Origin of the sequence: Peristeroidobacter soli (genome assembly GCF_004138485.1) — a bacterium.
GTDB classification, from domain to species: Bacteria; Pseudomonadota; Gammaproteobacteria; order Steroidobacterales; family Steroidobacteraceae; genus Steroidobacter; species Steroidobacter soli.
In genome coordinates this window covers 152,743-168,060 of the sequence record NZ_RYEV01000011.1, presented here as the reverse complement: position 1 = coordinate 168,060, position 15,318 = coordinate 152,743, and the positions used below count along the sequence as shown (strand labels likewise).

The window sequence follows — 15,318 nt, the reverse complement described above, 5'->3', positions numbered from 1 at the left end:
TTGCGAACGCCATTCTGATCTTGGTGTAACCAAAGCGTCAAGAGCTTCGCGGCACCATTCAGATCGACGTGCGCATATTGCAACGGCCAGTGCGGCCGCGAGCGGCGCGACGTAGGGAATTTGTGGTGCCGAAGACACGCTTGCTCATAGTTGCAGCTGCCCTGCACTCGCTCAGGGCGGTTGGAAACAAGAACGCACTACGGTCGCGCACTACTGCCGGCAATTGATGAAGGGATCAGTCTCGCACCACGCAAGAGACTAAGGCGTTCAGTGTGCGCGAGACACGCGCGAACTCTGTTTCGCCGGCGTCGACGGCTCGACGAGATACACGCGTACGAACTCGACCTCCAATGCAGATGAAATCGCAGTCATCTCGCCTGACGTTGGATCCGGATAGCCATCGGCGAACCGTCGCAGCGCGCGATACAGGGAAGGTGAGGAAAGCTGGCCGTAGCTCTGTAGCGACGTCGCCGTCATGTTTACATGATGAATGAACTCTTCGACGTCCACGTAGCCGGCCATGACGCCCTCGGCATGTTCCGGCGTCAGCGCGAGCCGGAAGCGATACGCTTTGAGCGAGTAGTTGTCCGTGGTACCGAAGCTGCCAGCGGCCGGCAGCGTCAGATCGGCGGGCTCGGTATGCAGGACCCCCTGGACGATGCGACCGGTCCAAGTTGCGCGGGCAAAGCCGCCCCAACGCTCATCGATTTCCTGCGTACCGCCCGGCAAGAAAGCTTCGCCGGAAGCGTCGGTCATCAATGGATCCAAACCGCGATAACTCTTCACGGTCACTCGATCATCATCGATCAAGCTATCGACGTCGGAGATCTCGATGATGAAGCGGTTGTAGTTATAACGTCGCAGAGTCTCGTTGCGGCTGCTCTTGCTCGTGCCGTCGTGTTCGCGGTATGCAGCGATGCATCCGATCGCGCGATACAGTTGGTTGTCGATGCCCGCCTCTCCTTGTGGGCTGACGAAGTCGTTGTCCTTCACCTGGCCATCCAGATTCAGGCCGTACGAAACTTTTCCTGCAAGCTCTTTGAACTTGAACGGCTCAGGTTCAGGAGAAGGAAACCATTGCCGTCCCTCGCGCATGAGTTGCGTTTCGAGGAGCGTCCGTTTCGTGCCATCATTTGGAAACAGCTGCGAGAACTGCTCGCGCGGGCCGTCGTTGAACCCTCGGGGACATTCGCCTTTGGCATCCGGCGTCCGATGATACACCGCCCAGTTTCTTGCTGTGATGACGTATGCGATGCGGCCTTGCTCGAGCCCAAGCTGCACAGGATGGTCATGCGTCTCCTCAGAGCTTGCCGCGGCGGCAGTTGCTTGCACGGTGCCAACGGCGAGTGCCAAGCCGAGCCTCACGCTCCACAGAATCGTTTTCATCCGCTGCACCTCATCCTTCGTGATGACGATTTTTTGCTAGCCGTGCCGACCCTCGATGCAGCGAATCTGCACACAGCCGCGACGGCTACCGTTGAGAACCTCTGTTCTCATATGTGAACGGTTCAATAATGGGCACTTAGTTCACATATTGAAATCGTAGACGCAAGACAGCGACGCAATCAAGACCACGACACGGCATGAGCGAACTCGCGACAGGGTCTTGGATGGAGGTACTCGAAGGTTGACCAAGATCGACCGCCTGTGAGTCCAACCCAGCATGAGACGCCGCCCTCTGCAAGGCCGCGACGCACCAAGAAACCTTGACACGGGTTGCGGCGCGATCCCTGGGGGCGTAGGGTCGAATCGAACGGAATACGCAGGTCGCACTCTTCCACCGTGATTGCTGATCCGCTACGGCTCGCTCGTGACAGTTCCTGAAGAGCATACGAGGCCTGATCGAGCCCTGGCCTCATTGCGGGAGAGGCACTCGGGATTTCTGGTGCGCGCAGTTCGTTGGTTGCGGAAAGCGTGTCGTGATCACTGACGCGGGAAGCATCGGCGCTCAACCACGAAAGCCACGAGACCAGGGATCTGCTCGCTGTTGTTCACCGCGGCGTGCCGCTCATCACGGCCGATCGGCAGTCGCTTGGCGGCTTCTGTGTCGCGGCTTCGAGGCGCGAGTGCGGAGCACGGATGAACCGGAATCAACACGCGACTTGCCTCTGCCGCGACATGCGAGATCTTCGTGCGCAGCAGGACGACGAAAACCGACGATTGCGCGCCCGATCCGCGAGGGGCGGCGAATGCGCGTCAATCCACGACCGAGGAACGACTGCGGCTGGTACTTGAGGCCCTGCGAGGCGGCATGTGGGAATGGGATGTGGCCAACAGCCTTCAGCAGTGGTCATCAGAAGTCTATGACCTCTTTGGCCGAGAGAAGGACGCTGGCCCCCTCGACACCGAAGCGTTCCTGGCGCAAGTCGTTCACCCTGACGATCGAAGCCTGGTTGAGGCGGCCAGCGCGGGCCCGGTAAATCCGGGCGAGCGGATCCGGCGCATCGATATCGAGTTTCGGATCGTCCGGCCGGACGGAGCAACCGTATGGGTCAGTTGCATCGGGGTGCTGGAGCTGGACGAATCTGGGCGGCCTACCCGTGGCTTTGGCTTCATTCGCGATATCTCCGCACGCAAGCGCGCCGAGCAGGTCCAGGCGGAAAGCGCCCAATTCATTCACAAGATTGTGGAGGTCGCGCCGTACCACATTTGTCTTTTCGATCTCGACCAGGGACGCTGGATCTACGGCAATCCAAGGCTTCGTGAGCTACTGGGATATGACGACGATAGCGAGGAGTCCTCCATTGCTTCGGCCGATGCGCTGAGGCACCCCGAGGATCGTGAGCGCGGTATCGCGTATCGGAAATCGCTTCGTGATCTCCCAGACGATGCAATCGGCGAGTTGGAATGTCGATTTCGCCGCGCCGATGGCACTTGGGCCTGGTATCTCTGGCGCAGCGCGCCCTTCGCTCGCCACGCCGATGGGCGCGTTAGTCAGGTCGTGACCCTGCTGGCAGATATCACTGCCATCAAGTCGACACAGGAGGAACTGCAGCGCCTCAATGCCGAGCTCGAACAACGAGTTGCCGCACGTACCGAAGAGCTGTCGCTGGCCAATCGCGAGCTCGAGAGCTTCGCGTACACCGTTTCGCACGATTTGCGTGCTCCCCTACGCACAATCAACGGGTTCGGCAACATGCTCGTTGAACACTACGGCGCACAGCTCGACGCCGACGGTCAGCGATATCTGAACCGCGTACGTGAGGGTGCGCACCGCATGGGCGAGATCATCGACACACTGCTCAAATTTTCGCGTGCCTCGAAGGGACAGCTCTCTTCGACGCGCGTGAACCTGAGCGCACTCGCCCGTGGCATCACGACCGAGCTGGCGCGCTCAGAGCCGCACCGGAATGTCGATATCGTGATCGCTGAAGAGATGACTGCAACAGGCGACCGCGTACTGTTGGGTATCGCGCTGGAGAATCTTCTTGGGAATGCCTGGAAGTTTACGTCCGCGCGCGATCAGCCCCGGATCGAGTTCGGCGTACGATATGGTCACGGCAACCCAACGTTCTTTGTCCGCGACAACGGCGTCGGCTTCGACATGCAACGCGCAGCGCGGCTGTTCACGCCGTTTAATCGATTGGACAGCGCTGTGGGATTTTCCGGTACCGGCATCGGCCTTGCCACCGTACAGCGAATCATCACGCGGCATGATGGTCGGATATGGGTCGAAAGCGCGCCCGGTGCGGGCGCAACCTTTTACTTCACGCTCGGAGGTGCCCGGTAGACGACCAAGTGTGCGTAGTAGTCATAGCCCACCTCATCTTCCCGATGAGCAGTCAGAGCTGACCGCCAACTAGGTCGAGCTGGCGTACGCCTCCAGCACAGCGGCCACGACTTCGGCCGGCCTCTCGCGCGGCACGAAGTGCCCCGCCCCAGTTATCAGGCGCCGGGCAACGAGTTTGGGGAAATCGGCGCGTTGTTGGGGCGTTGTTTCGCCGGCAGCTCGACCGAATCCTGAATCTGCACCATGCAGAATGACCGCGGGGACGCCGATCTTCGGCCGCCTCGACAGTTGCAGCTCCGTGGTCTCGAAGCGAGCCTCACCCGACGCATTCATGCTTCGATGCCGATAGGAGTGGATGACACAATCGACGAAATCCGGGCTATCGAAAGCTTTTGCCGCGGCATTGAATGTCTCTTCCGAGAACTGCCAGGCCGGCGACCAGTCCTTCCATAGGAAGCGGCAGATGTCCCGGCGCTTCTCGCGAAGTCCTCTCACACCGGCATCCGTGTTGAAATACCACTGGAACCACGCCATCTTCAACGTGGCCGGATCCCACACCGGCCCGGGGGTAACCGTATTCTGGATGGTGTATCCGCCCATCAGCACGGCAGCGCGCACGCGATCGGGATGGAGTGCGGAGACGATGCCGGCAGCCCGACAGCCCCAGTCGTAACCGCACACCACGAAGCGACGCAATCCCAATGCATCCGCGAAGTCGAGAACGTCCTGGGCAATCGCAGCTTGTTGCGCCGTGCGTGGCGCATCAGCGTTCACAAACTTCGTCGGCGCAAAGCCTCGCAGATACACGGCAAACGCCCGCAATCCTTGCCTGGCCAGCGCCGGCGCCACCTCTTGATAGGCATGCGCATCGTCCGGAAACCCATGCAGCAGGATGACCGGAAACGCGTCCCGATCACCATACTCATGATAGGCGATGTCGAGCACGCCGGTGCGAACCACCGAAATCGGCGGTACCGGCGACGCATCGAGCGGCGAGCCTTCAGCCATGCCGAACACGGCAGTGGCTCCGGCGCACTTCAACAGCGCTCGACGATTGAGTTGCATCGTTCACCGCGACCGGGGTGCCTGAATCACTTGGCCGGTGTGCCCCGAAGCTTGTCGACCAGATCATCGCAGGACATCACCGTGGCCGTCCCGCTAAGCGATGTCACCGCGGCTTGATGAGTCGGAATCTCGAAGCTTGCACAGCCGTCCTCGAGGAGGATGATTGGGTAGTCACGTACGGCTGCATCTCTGAGCGTGGACGCTACGCCACCTTGCGTCACGATGCCGGCTATCGCCAATCGCTTCACACCGAGCCGGCGCAACAGCCACTCCAGTCGCGTTTGGTAGAACGCCGAGTACGCGATCTTCTCCACCGTGCCGTCGAACCGCCCCAGCTCCTCGAGCATCGCCTGCCCCCAACTGCCGGGCGCAAAATGACCTTTGCCGAGGAAAGGCCGCATTTTCTTCAGATGCTCCGCGATCAGCGGTTCGCCATCCCGACCCGGAACCAAAGTGAACATGGTGCCCACCACGACACCGCCCGCTCGACGCACCGCTTCAGCAACGCGACGCACTCGCGGTGTCACTGCGCTCACGTGGGCAGCGGCGATCCCCGACTTTGCGTACACGCCGTCGGGGTGCAAGAAATCATTCTGCAGATCGCAGATCAGGAGCGCGAAGTCGCTGGCATCGCCGAAATCTTGAAGGTTCATCGCATTCTTACCAACTTTGGGACACTGACAGGATTAGAGCTTGGTACCGAGCAACCGCCCCAGACTCGTGAAGAAGCCAGGCTCGTTCTCGAACGGAATCATGTGCCCCCCCTCGACGTGATCGACCACGATCGACGGCATCAGGGCCTTGATATCTTCAATATCCTGCGCCTCGATCGTCCCGCCACGGGTCGCCACCATGAGCGAAGTCCTCACTTTGACCGTGGCAAAGTTTTGAAAGATGTCTTCGTCATGGAAGTTACGATGGGTCGTCACCACCGCAACCTCGTTGCAGGTGTGCGTCCACTCGGCGCGCACTCTCTTGGAATGTTCGCTCCAGTAGGGATCGTCCTTGGTGAACTCCCACAACTCGCCCCTCTTGGCTTTGGCCAACCTCTCGAGCACTCGCTCGATCGGCACCGGATAGCGCCGCCGTCCCGGTCCGCTCACGGGCGGATCGATCATGACGATCTGATCAATCGAGGCTCCATGCCTCGCAGCCGCGCGCAACGCGATTCGTGCCCCCATCGAGTGGCCGACGATCGTGTACTTCTCGAAGCCCAGCGCTCCGGCCAAACCGGCGACATCGTCCGCGTAGGCGTCGAGGCTATAGTCCAGATCGTCCGCCGACTCCGACAGGCCCCGCCCACGAACATCGATCAAGTACGTGTCGTAAACCGAGCCAAGACGGGCGGCAACGAAATCCCAGATCGGCCCCGGCGTCATGATCCCAGGGACCAGAATGAGCGGCGAGCCCTTTCCTCCGAAGCGAAGGTAGTGTTGACGTATGTTGTTGGCGCGAAGCGTGTGACCATGAACAAAGCTGGGAAACGTCATAACCGCACCTTGGTGATCAATGGGTGAATTTGTAAAAGGCCAGGTGAATCGGCGATTCGATGCAGCCATGCCGCCCCTCGATCGCCCGGGAGACAGGTGGACAACAGTCGCCGAGTGGTGATGACGGGACGCGCAATAGCTGGCGAATTCGATCGGTGATGACTGGCCTATCCTGCGTTCTAGTGACCGGAGCGCCATCAATCCGATCAGGTGCGCTCCCGGATAGGCGCGCTCGATAAAGAGTGGGGCCATCCAGCGGCACAGGCGCCACGACAATCCACAGAGATCCCCCGCTCCCGCCCTTGCAGACGAGCGCCGCGACCTCGGCCTGTCGTGCCCCAGTAGCATCTTCGCTCCACCAGTCGGTTGTCAAGATCCGAATATCATTCCCATACCCGTACCGGGAAACGATCATGGGACTTGTCGTCCGATGGCTCAATGCGACCAGCATTTGGCGTAGCGCTTGCGGGTATCGGCAGCACGTGTGATGCAAAGTCAGACGAGCAGGATGCTCGCCTCGCGCCGATGACCTATTAATAAGTATCGCCCCGGCGCTCATCTTGTCATTCGCGCGGGACTGTTCGAGAGCGCATAGAAAACAATTGGCCATCGCTATCCAGACCCTGCGCTTTCCAGCCCATTTCGCCGCAATTGTCACGTTGTAAAATGGCACGATGGCGCAGCAACTCGACTACTTATTACTGCGCTCACAGAACCAGTATCGATTGATGATTTGATCGCGCGCCGGTGGAAGGCCTACGCGCTATCTGGTCACCATTCCGGCTTGCGAAGACAACGCGACGCTCCGATTTCGCTATGTCGGTATGGAGAACGTCGTGCTAGAATGCGCACGCACTGAAATGGTAACTGTACTCACCGATGTTAGATTCCATCAGCCCTGAGTCGAACCGATCCGACATCGTCCAGCCGATCGAGCAACTGTGCAGCAAGTTCGGCGACGACTACTGGCGAGCGCACGATGCCTCGGGGGAATTTCCAGAAGAATTCTACCGCGCCGTTGCCGATGCCGGATGGCTCGGCATTGCGATGCCTGAGGCCTATGGCGGGGCCGGGCTTGGCATCCGTGAAGCGGCGATCATGATGCGCACGATTGCGCAGTCCGGCGCGGGCATGAGCGGCGCATCCGCCATTCACATGAACATTTTCGGTCTGCAGCCGGTGGTGCGTTTCGGCACCGACGCACAGAAGCAGCGCATGCTTCGTCCTTTGATTGCCGGCCGCGAGAAGGCCTGCTTCGCGGTCACCGAACCCAATTCCGGACTCGATACGACGAAATTGCAGAGCCGCGCCGTTCGCGACGGCGACCACTATCGATTGACCGGATCCAAGATTTGGATCTCGACCGCTCAAGTAGCGAACAAAGCGCTGATCCTGGTTCGAACGACGCCGCTGGATCAGGTGAAGCAGCCGACGGAAGGATTGAGTCTGTTCTATACCGACCTGGACCGCGCGGCAGTCGAAATACGTGAGATCGACAAGCTCGGCCGTCACGCCGTCGATTCGAACATGCTGTTCTTCGAAAACTGGAAGGTGCCTGCCGAGGATCTGATCGGCCAAGAGGGCAACGGCTTTCGACAGATCCTGCACGGCTTCAATCCAGAACGCATCTTGATTGCAGCCGAAGCGATTGGACTTGGCTACGCCGCTCTACGCAAAGCATCACGATACGCAGCCGAACGCGTGGTGTTCGGGCGCCCGATCGGACAGAACCAGGGGATTCAACATCCTCTTGCGCGTTGCTGGATGAATCTCGCTGCGGCCGAACTCATGATGGAACGAGCAGCCTCGCTGTACGACGCGGACCGACCGTGCGGTGTCGAAGCGAACAGCGCCAAATTCCTGGCTGCCGAGGCGTCATTCGAAGCATGTCAGAACGCGGTAATGACACATGGCGGAATGGGCTATTCGAAGGAATATCACGTCGAACGCTACCTCAGAGAATGCTTCATCGCTCGCATTGCGCCGGTCAGCCCGCAGATGATCATGAACTTCATCTCCGAGAAGGCGCTCGATCTGCCCAAGTCCTACTGACCACGAGCATTGATAGCTAGTTAAGGAATCCGCGCGTGAACGAACAGAACACAGGCGCATTACACGGCATCAAGGTCCTCGACCTCAGTCGCGTACTCGGTGGGCCCTATTGCACGCAGATCCTCGGCGATCACGGCGCCGACGTCATCAAAGTCGAGCCGCCTGACGGGGACGAAACACGGACCTGGGGCCCCCCCTTCAATGAGGGGTCCGCCGCCTACTTTGAAGGCGCGAACCGCAACAAACGCAGCATCGCACTCAATCTCAATTCGCCCGCCGGTCAACGCGTCGTGTTCGAGTTGCTCGAGCAGTCGGACGTACTCGTACAAAACTTCAAGCTCAGCTCATTGCGCCGCTGGGGATTGCATCCGACCCTGTTACAAAAGCAGTTTCCTCGCTTGGTGCATTGCTGGATCACCGGATTTGGCGAGGACGGCCCCTTGGGCGGCTTGCCGGGGTATGATGCCGTAGCGCAGGGGCTGACTGGGCTGATGAGCGTGAACGGCGAACGCGACGGGGCGCCACTACGCCTCGGCATTCCAATCATCGACCTGGTCACCGGCATCAATGCCGCCCTGGGCATCATGCTGGCCTTGCGAGATCGAGATATCTCGGGCAAGGGCCAGGTCATCGAGTCCTCGTTGTTCGATAATGGCTTGAGCCTGCTGCATCCGTTCATCGCTAATTTCTTGCGATCGGGCCAGATCGCCAAACCGGCCGGGAGCGCGCATCCCAACATCACGCCTTATGATCGCTTTATAACCAAGAACGGCTCTATTTTTCTCGCGGTCGGCAACAACGGTCAGTTCGAAAGCCTGTGCCAGGCGATCGGCGCCGCGGAGCTTGCTGCCGATTCGCGCTTTGCCTCCAACGAGAGGCGCACCCAAAATCGCGATGCCATGAAAGCGCTGATCGAAACAAAATTGGCATGCTTGGACGTGCACGAGATTTGCGAGCGGCTGAACAAAGCCGGCGTCCCCTGTGGCCCCGTGCAGAACATCAAGGAAGCTATCGAGCATCCGCACACGGTTCATCGAGAGATGATTGTCGGGCTCGATGGCTACCGAGGCGTGGCCTCCCCCATCAAAATGAGCCGATCGAAACCGACGTACCGACGGCGGCCACCGCGAGTCAATGAACACCAGCACGAAATTGTGGCATCGTTACCGACGACGCCTACCATTCAGGCGCAGCGCGAAGAGGTGAGCTGATGGGTATGACGATTGCCGAAGCCATTCTCGCGCGGGCGAGTGGTAGAGCGGCGGTTAGCCCCGGCGACTTTGTCGTGGTGAACGTCGACACCGTCGTGATGCTGGACACGAGCTTCTTCAAGACTCTGCGCAAAGAGGTCCTCAAGGTTCACGCCCCGGAAAACGTTGCCGTCATCTACGACCACGTCGTTCCAGCGCCGGACCAGGCCGCAGCCGAGGCGCACCACTACGGCCGCGAGTTCGTCAAGAAGTTCGGCATCAAGCGCTTTCACGACGTCGGCCCGGATCAAGGCATCAGCCATGCAGTCGTAGCGGACAAAGGCTATGCGCTGCCAGGGACCGTGCTCGTCTGTTCTGACTCCCATACCTGCGCCAGCGGTGCTTTCAATACGGCTGCGCGAGGCATCGGGTATCCCGACATGATCTATGCGTTGACGACCGGCAAGACTTGGTTCCAAGTCGGCGAGACGGTGCGCTACGACCTCGTCGGCAAGCTGCGCCCGGGCGTATCCGCGAAAGATGTGTTTCTCCATATCGCCAATCGCTTTGGAGAGCATGCCGGTCAGAACATCGAATATGGCGGCCCTGGCATGTCGACACTGAGCATGAATGCTCGACGCACGATGGCGGCGATGGGAGCAGAGCTGAGCGCGGAGTTTGTGACCTTCGAACCCGATGAGCTGCTCATTAATTATATGAGAGAGCGCACGGACCGCTCCTTCGTACCGGTCGTGGCGAGCCCGGATGCCAAGTACCGGGCCCGCCATACCATCGATCTCGATCAACTCGAGCCGCTGGTCGCGCTGCCCGACACCGTCATCAACAACTCCCGCCCGATCTCAGAAGTCGAGGGTGAGAAGATCGATCAGGCGTTCATCGGCTCCTGTGCCAACGGCACTCTGGACGATCTCTCCGAAGCCGCACGCGTGGTCGCCGGTAAGCACGTGGCGCCGGGCGTTCGCTTCCTGATCACGCCGAGCTCCCAAGCTGTGTTGCAGGCGGCAGCCAAGGCGGGCTATCTGCAAACATTGATTGCCGCCGGCGCCGTTGTTACCCCCGCCACCTGTGGAGCCTGCTACGGCGGCCACATGGGAGTGCTGGGGCCGAACGAAACCTGCATCACGGCCAGCACGCGCAATTTCAAAGGCCGCATGGGAGACAACACCGCGCGCATCTTCATGGCCTCCCCTGCGACAGTCGCTGCCTCGGCCATTGCAGGCAAAATCATCCATCCCGGAGCGCTGCAATGATTCGCGGCAAAGTCTGGACGTTTGGAGACAACATCAACACGGATCTTATGGTGCCCAGCGAGGTGACTTACGCGAGCCCGGAAGCTCAAGCTCGCGCGGTCTTTCAGGCCAATCGGCCCGGTTGGGTCAACGAAGTTCAGCGAGGCGATGTGCTCATCGGTGGCCGCAACTTCGGCATGGGCTCGAGCCGGCCCGCGGCGCGCTCGCTCAAGAATGTTGGACTCTCGTGCATGCTCGCCGAATCGTTGAATGGCCTGTTCTTTCGCAATGCTGTGAACTTCGGCTTCGTTGCCATGGAGTGCCCTGGCATCCACGAGCTGTTCGCAGAAGGCCAGGTTGCGCAAGTGGACATCGATAACTGGTTGGTAACCAACGAACAGACCGGCACGAGCCTGCCGATCACGCCGATTCCGGTGGAGCTGCGCTCCCTGATGATGGAAGGCGGCGTATTTTCCCTGCTGGAAAAGCTCGGCTTGATCGAACCTGGCAAAGCAAAGGCAAAACAGTGACTAAGGCAACGACACGACTCCGGCAGCTGCTTGCTTCGGGTAACCTCTTGATGGCGCCGGGCGCCTCCGACGCAGTCACCGCCCGACTCGTCGCCCAGAAAGGTTTCGACGCTATTTATATGTCGGGTGCGGGCACCTGCGCCATCCGACTCGGGCAACCGGATACGGGCGTCATTACGCTGACCGAAATGGCGGAGAACGCACAGAATATTGCTGCGGCCTCCGGCCTGCCGCTGATCTCGGATGCCGACGACGGATTCGGTGGCGTGATGAATGTCATGCGAACCGTCCGTCGCTTCGAGCAAGCAGGCGTCGCTGCCATCCATATCGAGGATCAGATGCTACCCAAGCGCTGCGGGCACTTCTCTGGCAAGGCGATCGTCCCTGTGGAAGAAATGGTGGCCAAGATTCGCGCAGCCATGGCCGCGCGCACCGATCCAGATTTCATGATCATCGCCCGAACGGATGCGCTCGCAGTCGAAGGATTTGAAGCTGCACTCAAGCGCGCGAAGACCTACGCGGATGCGGGCGCTGATGCCATATTTGTCGAAGCGCCTACTGAGATGGAGCAGATCGCGCGCATTCCAAAAGCATTCTCCTGCCCTGCAATCTTCAACATGGCGTCCAGCGGCAAGACACCCTTCTTGCACAAGGACGAAATCGCCCAGCTCGGCTTCAAGATTGCGATTTACCCGATCTTCACGCTGCTGGCCGCCGTCAAAGCCGCCAGCCGTACGCTCGACACGCTCAAGGCGGATGGGTCGGCGAAGAACCTCGTCGGCGAAATCGCCACCTTTCGCGAATTCTTCACTCTGCTCGGCCTGGAAGAAGTGCAGGCCTTGGAGAAGCAGTTCGGCGTCTCTGCCGAACGCCAGGCTCGCTTCTAACCGCCTGGCGCTGCCGCCTTCCGAGAGCCTCCTGCGATGTCGGACTTTCTGATTTACGAACGAGACGGTCCGGTGGTCACACTGACCATGAATCAGCCGGAGAAGCGCAACCCGCTCACAGGCAACACGGCTGTGGCGGAGTTTCTCGTGGCGATCGATCGCATCCACGACGATCGCAGAGTGCGATGCGTGATCCTGACTGGGAACGGCCCCTCGTTCTCGGCAGGGGGCGACATACGGGAAATGAAGCGACAGGCTTCGCCGGAAGTCACGGAAATGGACATCCGTCACGACTACCGACGCGGGATTCAACAGCTGACACTCGGCTTGTTCAATCTCGAGGTCCCAGTCATCGCTGCGGTCAACGGCCACGCGATTGGCGCGGGCCTGGATCTTGCCTGTATGTGCGACATCCGAATCGCCTCGGAGCACGCCAAGTTTGCCGAGAGTTTTATCAAGCTCGGAATCATTCCTGGCGACGGCGGTGCCTGGCTACTTCCTCGTGTCATCGGAATGTCGCGAGCGGCCGAGCTCGCATTCACCGGCGATATGATCGACGCTCAGCAGGCCCTGGCATTCCAGCTGGTCTCTCGCATCGTGCCGCACGATCAGTTGATGAGCGCTGCGAAGGAATTGGCCGGGCGCATCGCCCAGCACGCCAGCCATGGCGTGAGACTGACAAAGCGGCTGATGCGAGAAGCGCTTCACTCACGCCTGGACACAGTGCTCGAGCTCTCCGCAGCATTCCAGGCCATAGCGCATAAGACACCGGATCACAGCGAAGCCGTGGACGCGTTCTTAGAAAAGCGTGCACCCAACTTTCGCTGACTGAGCCAGCACATTCCCGCGGAGTCGCTATCCTCAGCTGCCCGCTACGCTCTGATGCTCCGGTAAAACGCACGCGAGCCACCTCATCGCAGCGCCGAGCTTGAATTGCTCAGCGCCGCGCCTGAGTGACCGCACCTATCGACAGGCTACCGAGCGGACCTGCTGAGCTCCAGCGCCCTCGTTTCGATCGCACTCACGTCGAACTTGTTGATCTCATCGACGAACTCATTGGTGTACAGCGCCGTCTTGTTGACATTGCGCGTCGTCAGCTCGCCCCCCTCATAGAGCACGTCGATCAGGTTCTCGAATGAGTTCTCTGGGTACTGACCGAAATGCCGCGGACCTGGAGGGAAGGCGAAGGACCCGGGCATCGTCGACATCAGGGTATACACCTGCCGCTTCAGTCCGTCTTCCATCTCATGGGGTGCGGGCTTCAGGTGCGGATAGTATTTCCACAACGTCTTGACGCACCACTCCGGGGCAATATTGCAGGTTATCAGACTCTTCGCGATTCCACGCCCGAAGCCGATGAGAACCTCGGGTTGATTTGCAAAGGTATCGTTGTGGGCATAGTAACTATATGTCAGCAGGTTCTTGATTCTGTCGCTGTAAGGCAGACGTTTGAGCTTCTTGCCTTCGCCCTCATACTTGGAACTGTTGCCAATGAATGTTTCGTACGCGTCGATCTTGCCACTCGTCAAGAGATCGAAGCTGGCTCGGTTCTCTCCCACCGCTACGAGCTCGACATCGCTGGCTGAAAGTCCGTTCTCCTTCAGCACGACCCGAGTGACCGGAGCATAGGGAGCGGTCAAAGAAAGTATTCCGAGTCGCTTTCCCTTCAGATCCGCAATGCTGTGTAGCGGACTCTCCGGAGGTACGACAATCTCGAAACCGAACTTGCGTATGTGGTTGTAAAAGAACTTGATAGGCAGACGCTCCTTCCCGTACTGGCTGGACACAACGAGGGGAAACACTCCGCCGCCGCCAATATCTACCTCTTTCGCGGCAACAGCTTTCATGATGGGAACGGTGGTAGGAAACTCGAGTAGTTCGAGATCGAGCCCCTCCTCCTTGAAGTAGCCCAGTTCAATACCTGCCGTCAATCTCGCCGTGCCCGGCCCGGTGGGAGTCGGCGTTCCGACGCGCACCCTCCTCTCCGCCCCTGCCACCGGCCCTGTAATCGATAGCGCACACAGTGCCGTGACTATGATTTTCATTCCACCCGCCATATCGCACCTCAACATTGGTACATATCGTTCATGCTGAATCGACTAGCGTTCATCTCGGTCCTCGATACTTCGCTGGCATCCGAGCACTCCTCAGAGGAAGGTTGCCTTCCCGCGAGCCACTACCCTGCTACCCTCTCCAGCTCCGGTAAGACAGTGAACAGATCGCCCACCAGGCCAATGTCAGCCACTTCGAAGATCGGCGCTTCGGTGTCCTTGTTGATCGCGACGATGGTGCGCGCGTCCTTGATGCCGGTCAGGTGCTGAATCGCGCCTGAGATACCGACGGCGACGTAGAGTTCCGGCGCGATGATCTTGCCGGTCTGACCGACCTGCAGTTCGTTAGCCGCATAGCCTGCGTCCACCGCGGCACGCGAAGCCCCCACTGCGGCGCCGATCTTGTCGGCAAGGCTGAAGATGATCTTGAAGTTATCCGCGCTGCCGAGCGCGCGACCACCCGACACGACTCGGGCCGCCGTCTGCAGATCCGGACGGCCGGTAGCGGCCGCCGAGCGAGACACGAAGCGAGTGTGAGACGGCAGCGACGCAGAAACATTCGCCACTTCAACGCCCGCGCTGCCGCCTTGCGCTGCCGCCTGGAACGAGGCGGTACGAACGGTTGCGACGAGTTTCTTATCCTGAGGTGCTTCGACGGTGATGATTGCGTTGCCGGCGTACACCGGACGACGGAACTTGTAGGCGCCTTCGACCGCGGCGATGTCGCTCAACTGACCGACGCCGAGCAGCGCGGCCACTCGCGGCATCAAGTCCTTGCCGAACGTGGTCGACGGACCGAACACGTGCGTGTAGTTCGCGGCGACGGCGACCACTTGCGGGGCGAGCACGGCGGCGAGCGGCTCGGCATTCGCGGCGTTGTTGACCGTCAACACGGTCTTCACGCCCTGGATCTTTGCAGCTTCGGCGGCGACAGCAGCGCCGTCGGTCGCGAACACCGCGATGTCGATCTGCGCGCCATCGATCGAGCTTGCGCAGGCCACGCACTTGGCGGTGGAGGGATTGAGCTTGCCGCCGGCATGTTCGGCGACGATGAGAATCTTGGCCACCATACT

Annotated in this window: 13 protein-coding genes; 7 read left to right on the top strand and 6 right to left on the bottom strand. The window is 60.0% G+C overall.

Annotated features, from left to right (window positions below; all coding sequences use genetic code 11):
- Positions 1-267: 267 nt before the first annotated feature.
- Positions 268-1,386 (bottom strand): hypothetical protein, encoded by a 1,119-nt coding sequence (locus tag EKO19_RS36760; RefSeq protein WP_217705834.1) that lies wholly within the window; start codon positions 1,384-1,386, stop codon positions 268-270.
- 745 nt (positions 1,387-2,131) lie between these two features.
- Between EKO19_RS36760 and EKO19_RS36755 the strand changes: the two genes are divergently transcribed.
- Positions 2,132-3,730, top strand: a complete 1,599-nt coding sequence (locus EKO19_RS36755; protein WP_129782415.1) for a sensor histidine kinase — start codon at positions 2,132-2,134, stop codon at positions 3,728-3,730.
- A gap of 69 nt (positions 3,731-3,799) precedes the next feature.
- Here the strand turns inward: EKO19_RS36755 and EKO19_RS36750 are convergent, their stop codons facing one another.
- Genes EKO19_RS36750 through EKO19_RS36740 form a run of 3 tightly spaced genes read right to left on the bottom strand, consistent with a single transcriptional unit; the run spans position 3,800 to position 6,561 of the window.
- Entirely contained in the window at positions 3,800-4,795 is a 996-nt protein-coding gene (locus EKO19_RS36750) for an alpha/beta fold hydrolase (RefSeq protein WP_129782414.1), read from the bottom strand.
- Between the two features lie 26 nt (positions 4,796-4,821).
- Positions 4,822-5,448, bottom strand: a complete 627-nt coding sequence (locus tag EKO19_RS36745) for a cysteine hydrolase family protein (protein ID WP_129782413.1) — start codon at positions 5,446-5,448, stop codon at positions 4,822-4,824.
- 33 nt (positions 5,449-5,481) lie between these two features.
- Positions 5,482-6,561, bottom strand: coding sequence for an alpha/beta fold hydrolase (locus EKO19_RS36740; RefSeq protein ID WP_157995621.1), 1,080 nt, complete (start codon positions 6,559-6,561; stop codon positions 5,482-5,484).
- A 603-nt stretch (positions 6,562-7,164) separates the two neighbouring features.
- Between EKO19_RS36740 and EKO19_RS36735 the strand changes: the two genes are divergently transcribed.
- From EKO19_RS36735 to EKO19_RS36710, 6 genes are read left to right on the top strand one after another with little or no spacing between them, the layout of a single operon-like run.
- Positions 7,165-8,337, top strand: coding sequence for an acyl-CoA dehydrogenase family protein (locus EKO19_RS36735; RefSeq protein ID WP_129782411.1), 1,173 nt, complete (start codon positions 7,165-7,167; stop codon positions 8,335-8,337).
- 35 nt (positions 8,338-8,372) lie between these two features.
- Positions 8,373-9,548, top strand: a complete 1,176-nt coding sequence (locus EKO19_RS36730) for a CaiB/BaiF CoA transferase family protein (protein ID WP_129782410.1) — start codon at positions 8,373-8,375, stop codon at positions 9,546-9,548.
- The gene (locus EKO19_RS36725) at positions 9,548-10,798 is read left to right on the top strand and encodes a 3-isopropylmalate dehydratase large subunit (RefSeq protein WP_129782409.1); all 1,251 of its coding nucleotides are present in this window, start codon (positions 9,548-9,550) and stop codon (positions 10,796-10,798) included. The genes EKO19_RS36730 and EKO19_RS36725 overlap by 1 nt, the downstream gene beginning before the upstream one ends.
- Positions 10,795-11,307 (top strand): LeuD/DmdB family oxidoreductase small subunit, encoded by a 513-nt coding sequence (locus EKO19_RS36720; protein WP_129782408.1) that lies wholly within the window; start codon positions 10,795-10,797, stop codon positions 11,305-11,307. The genes EKO19_RS36725 and EKO19_RS36720 overlap by 4 nt, the downstream gene beginning before the upstream one ends.
- Positions 11,304-12,194 carry an isocitrate lyase/PEP mutase family protein gene (locus EKO19_RS36715; protein ID WP_217705833.1) on the top strand — a complete coding sequence of 297 codons (891 nt, stop codon included), beginning with the start codon at positions 11,304-11,306 and terminating at the stop codon, positions 12,192-12,194. Before EKO19_RS36720 ends, EKO19_RS36715 begins: the two co-directional genes overlap by 4 nt.
- Positions 12,195-12,230: 36 nt before the next feature.
- On the top strand, positions 12,231-13,022 hold the full coding sequence (locus EKO19_RS36710) for a crotonase/enoyl-CoA hydratase family protein (protein ID WP_129782407.1): 792 nt from the start codon (positions 12,231-12,233) through the stop codon (positions 13,020-13,022).
- 146 nt (positions 13,023-13,168) lie between these two features.
- On the opposite strand, the gene EKO19_RS36705 is transcribed toward EKO19_RS36710, so the two are convergent.
- Both EKO19_RS36705 and EKO19_RS36700 read right to left on the bottom strand, forming a co-directional pair.
- Positions 13,169-14,239, bottom strand: a complete 1,071-nt coding sequence (locus EKO19_RS36705) for an ABC transporter substrate-binding protein (RefSeq protein ID WP_157995620.1) — start codon at positions 14,237-14,239, stop codon at positions 13,169-13,171.
- Positions 14,240-14,370: 131 nt separating this feature from the next.
- On the bottom strand, positions 14,371-15,312 hold the full coding sequence (locus EKO19_RS36700; protein ID WP_129782501.1) for an electron transfer flavoprotein subunit alpha/FixB family protein: 942 nt from the start codon (positions 15,310-15,312) through the stop codon (positions 14,371-14,373).
- Positions 15,313-15,318: the final 6 nt, after the last annotated feature.

Excerpts from the sequence above, each read along its gene's own strand:
- EKO19_RS36760 (WP_217705834.1), bottom strand. The coding sequence starts at position 1,386 with ATGAAAACGATTCTGTGGAGCGTGAGGCTCGGCTTGGCACTCGCCGTT.
- EKO19_RS36750 (WP_129782414.1), bottom strand. The coding sequence starts at position 4,795 with ATGCAACTCAATCGTCGAGCGCTGTTGAAGTGCGCCGGAGCCACTGCC.
- EKO19_RS36745 (WP_129782413.1), bottom strand. The coding sequence starts at position 5,448 with ATGAACCTTCAAGATTTCGGCGATGCCAGCGACTTCGCGCTCCTGATC.
- EKO19_RS36735 (WP_129782411.1), top strand. The coding sequence starts at position 7,165 with ATGTTAGATTCCATCAGCCCTGAGTCGAACCGATCCGACATCGTCCAG.
- EKO19_RS36725 (WP_129782409.1), top strand. The coding sequence starts at position 9,548 with ATGGGTATGACGATTGCCGAAGCCATTCTCGCGCGGGCGAGTGGTAGA.
- EKO19_RS36720 (WP_129782408.1), top strand. The coding sequence starts at position 10,795 with ATGATTCGCGGCAAAGTCTGGACGTTTGGAGACAACATCAACACGGAT.
- EKO19_RS36710 (WP_129782407.1), top strand. The coding sequence starts at position 12,231 with ATGTCGGACTTTCTGATTTACGAACGAGACGGTCCGGTGGTCACACTG.
- EKO19_RS36705 (WP_157995620.1), bottom strand. The coding sequence starts at position 14,239 with ATGAAAATCATAGTCACGGCACTGTGTGCGCTATCGATTACAGGGCCG.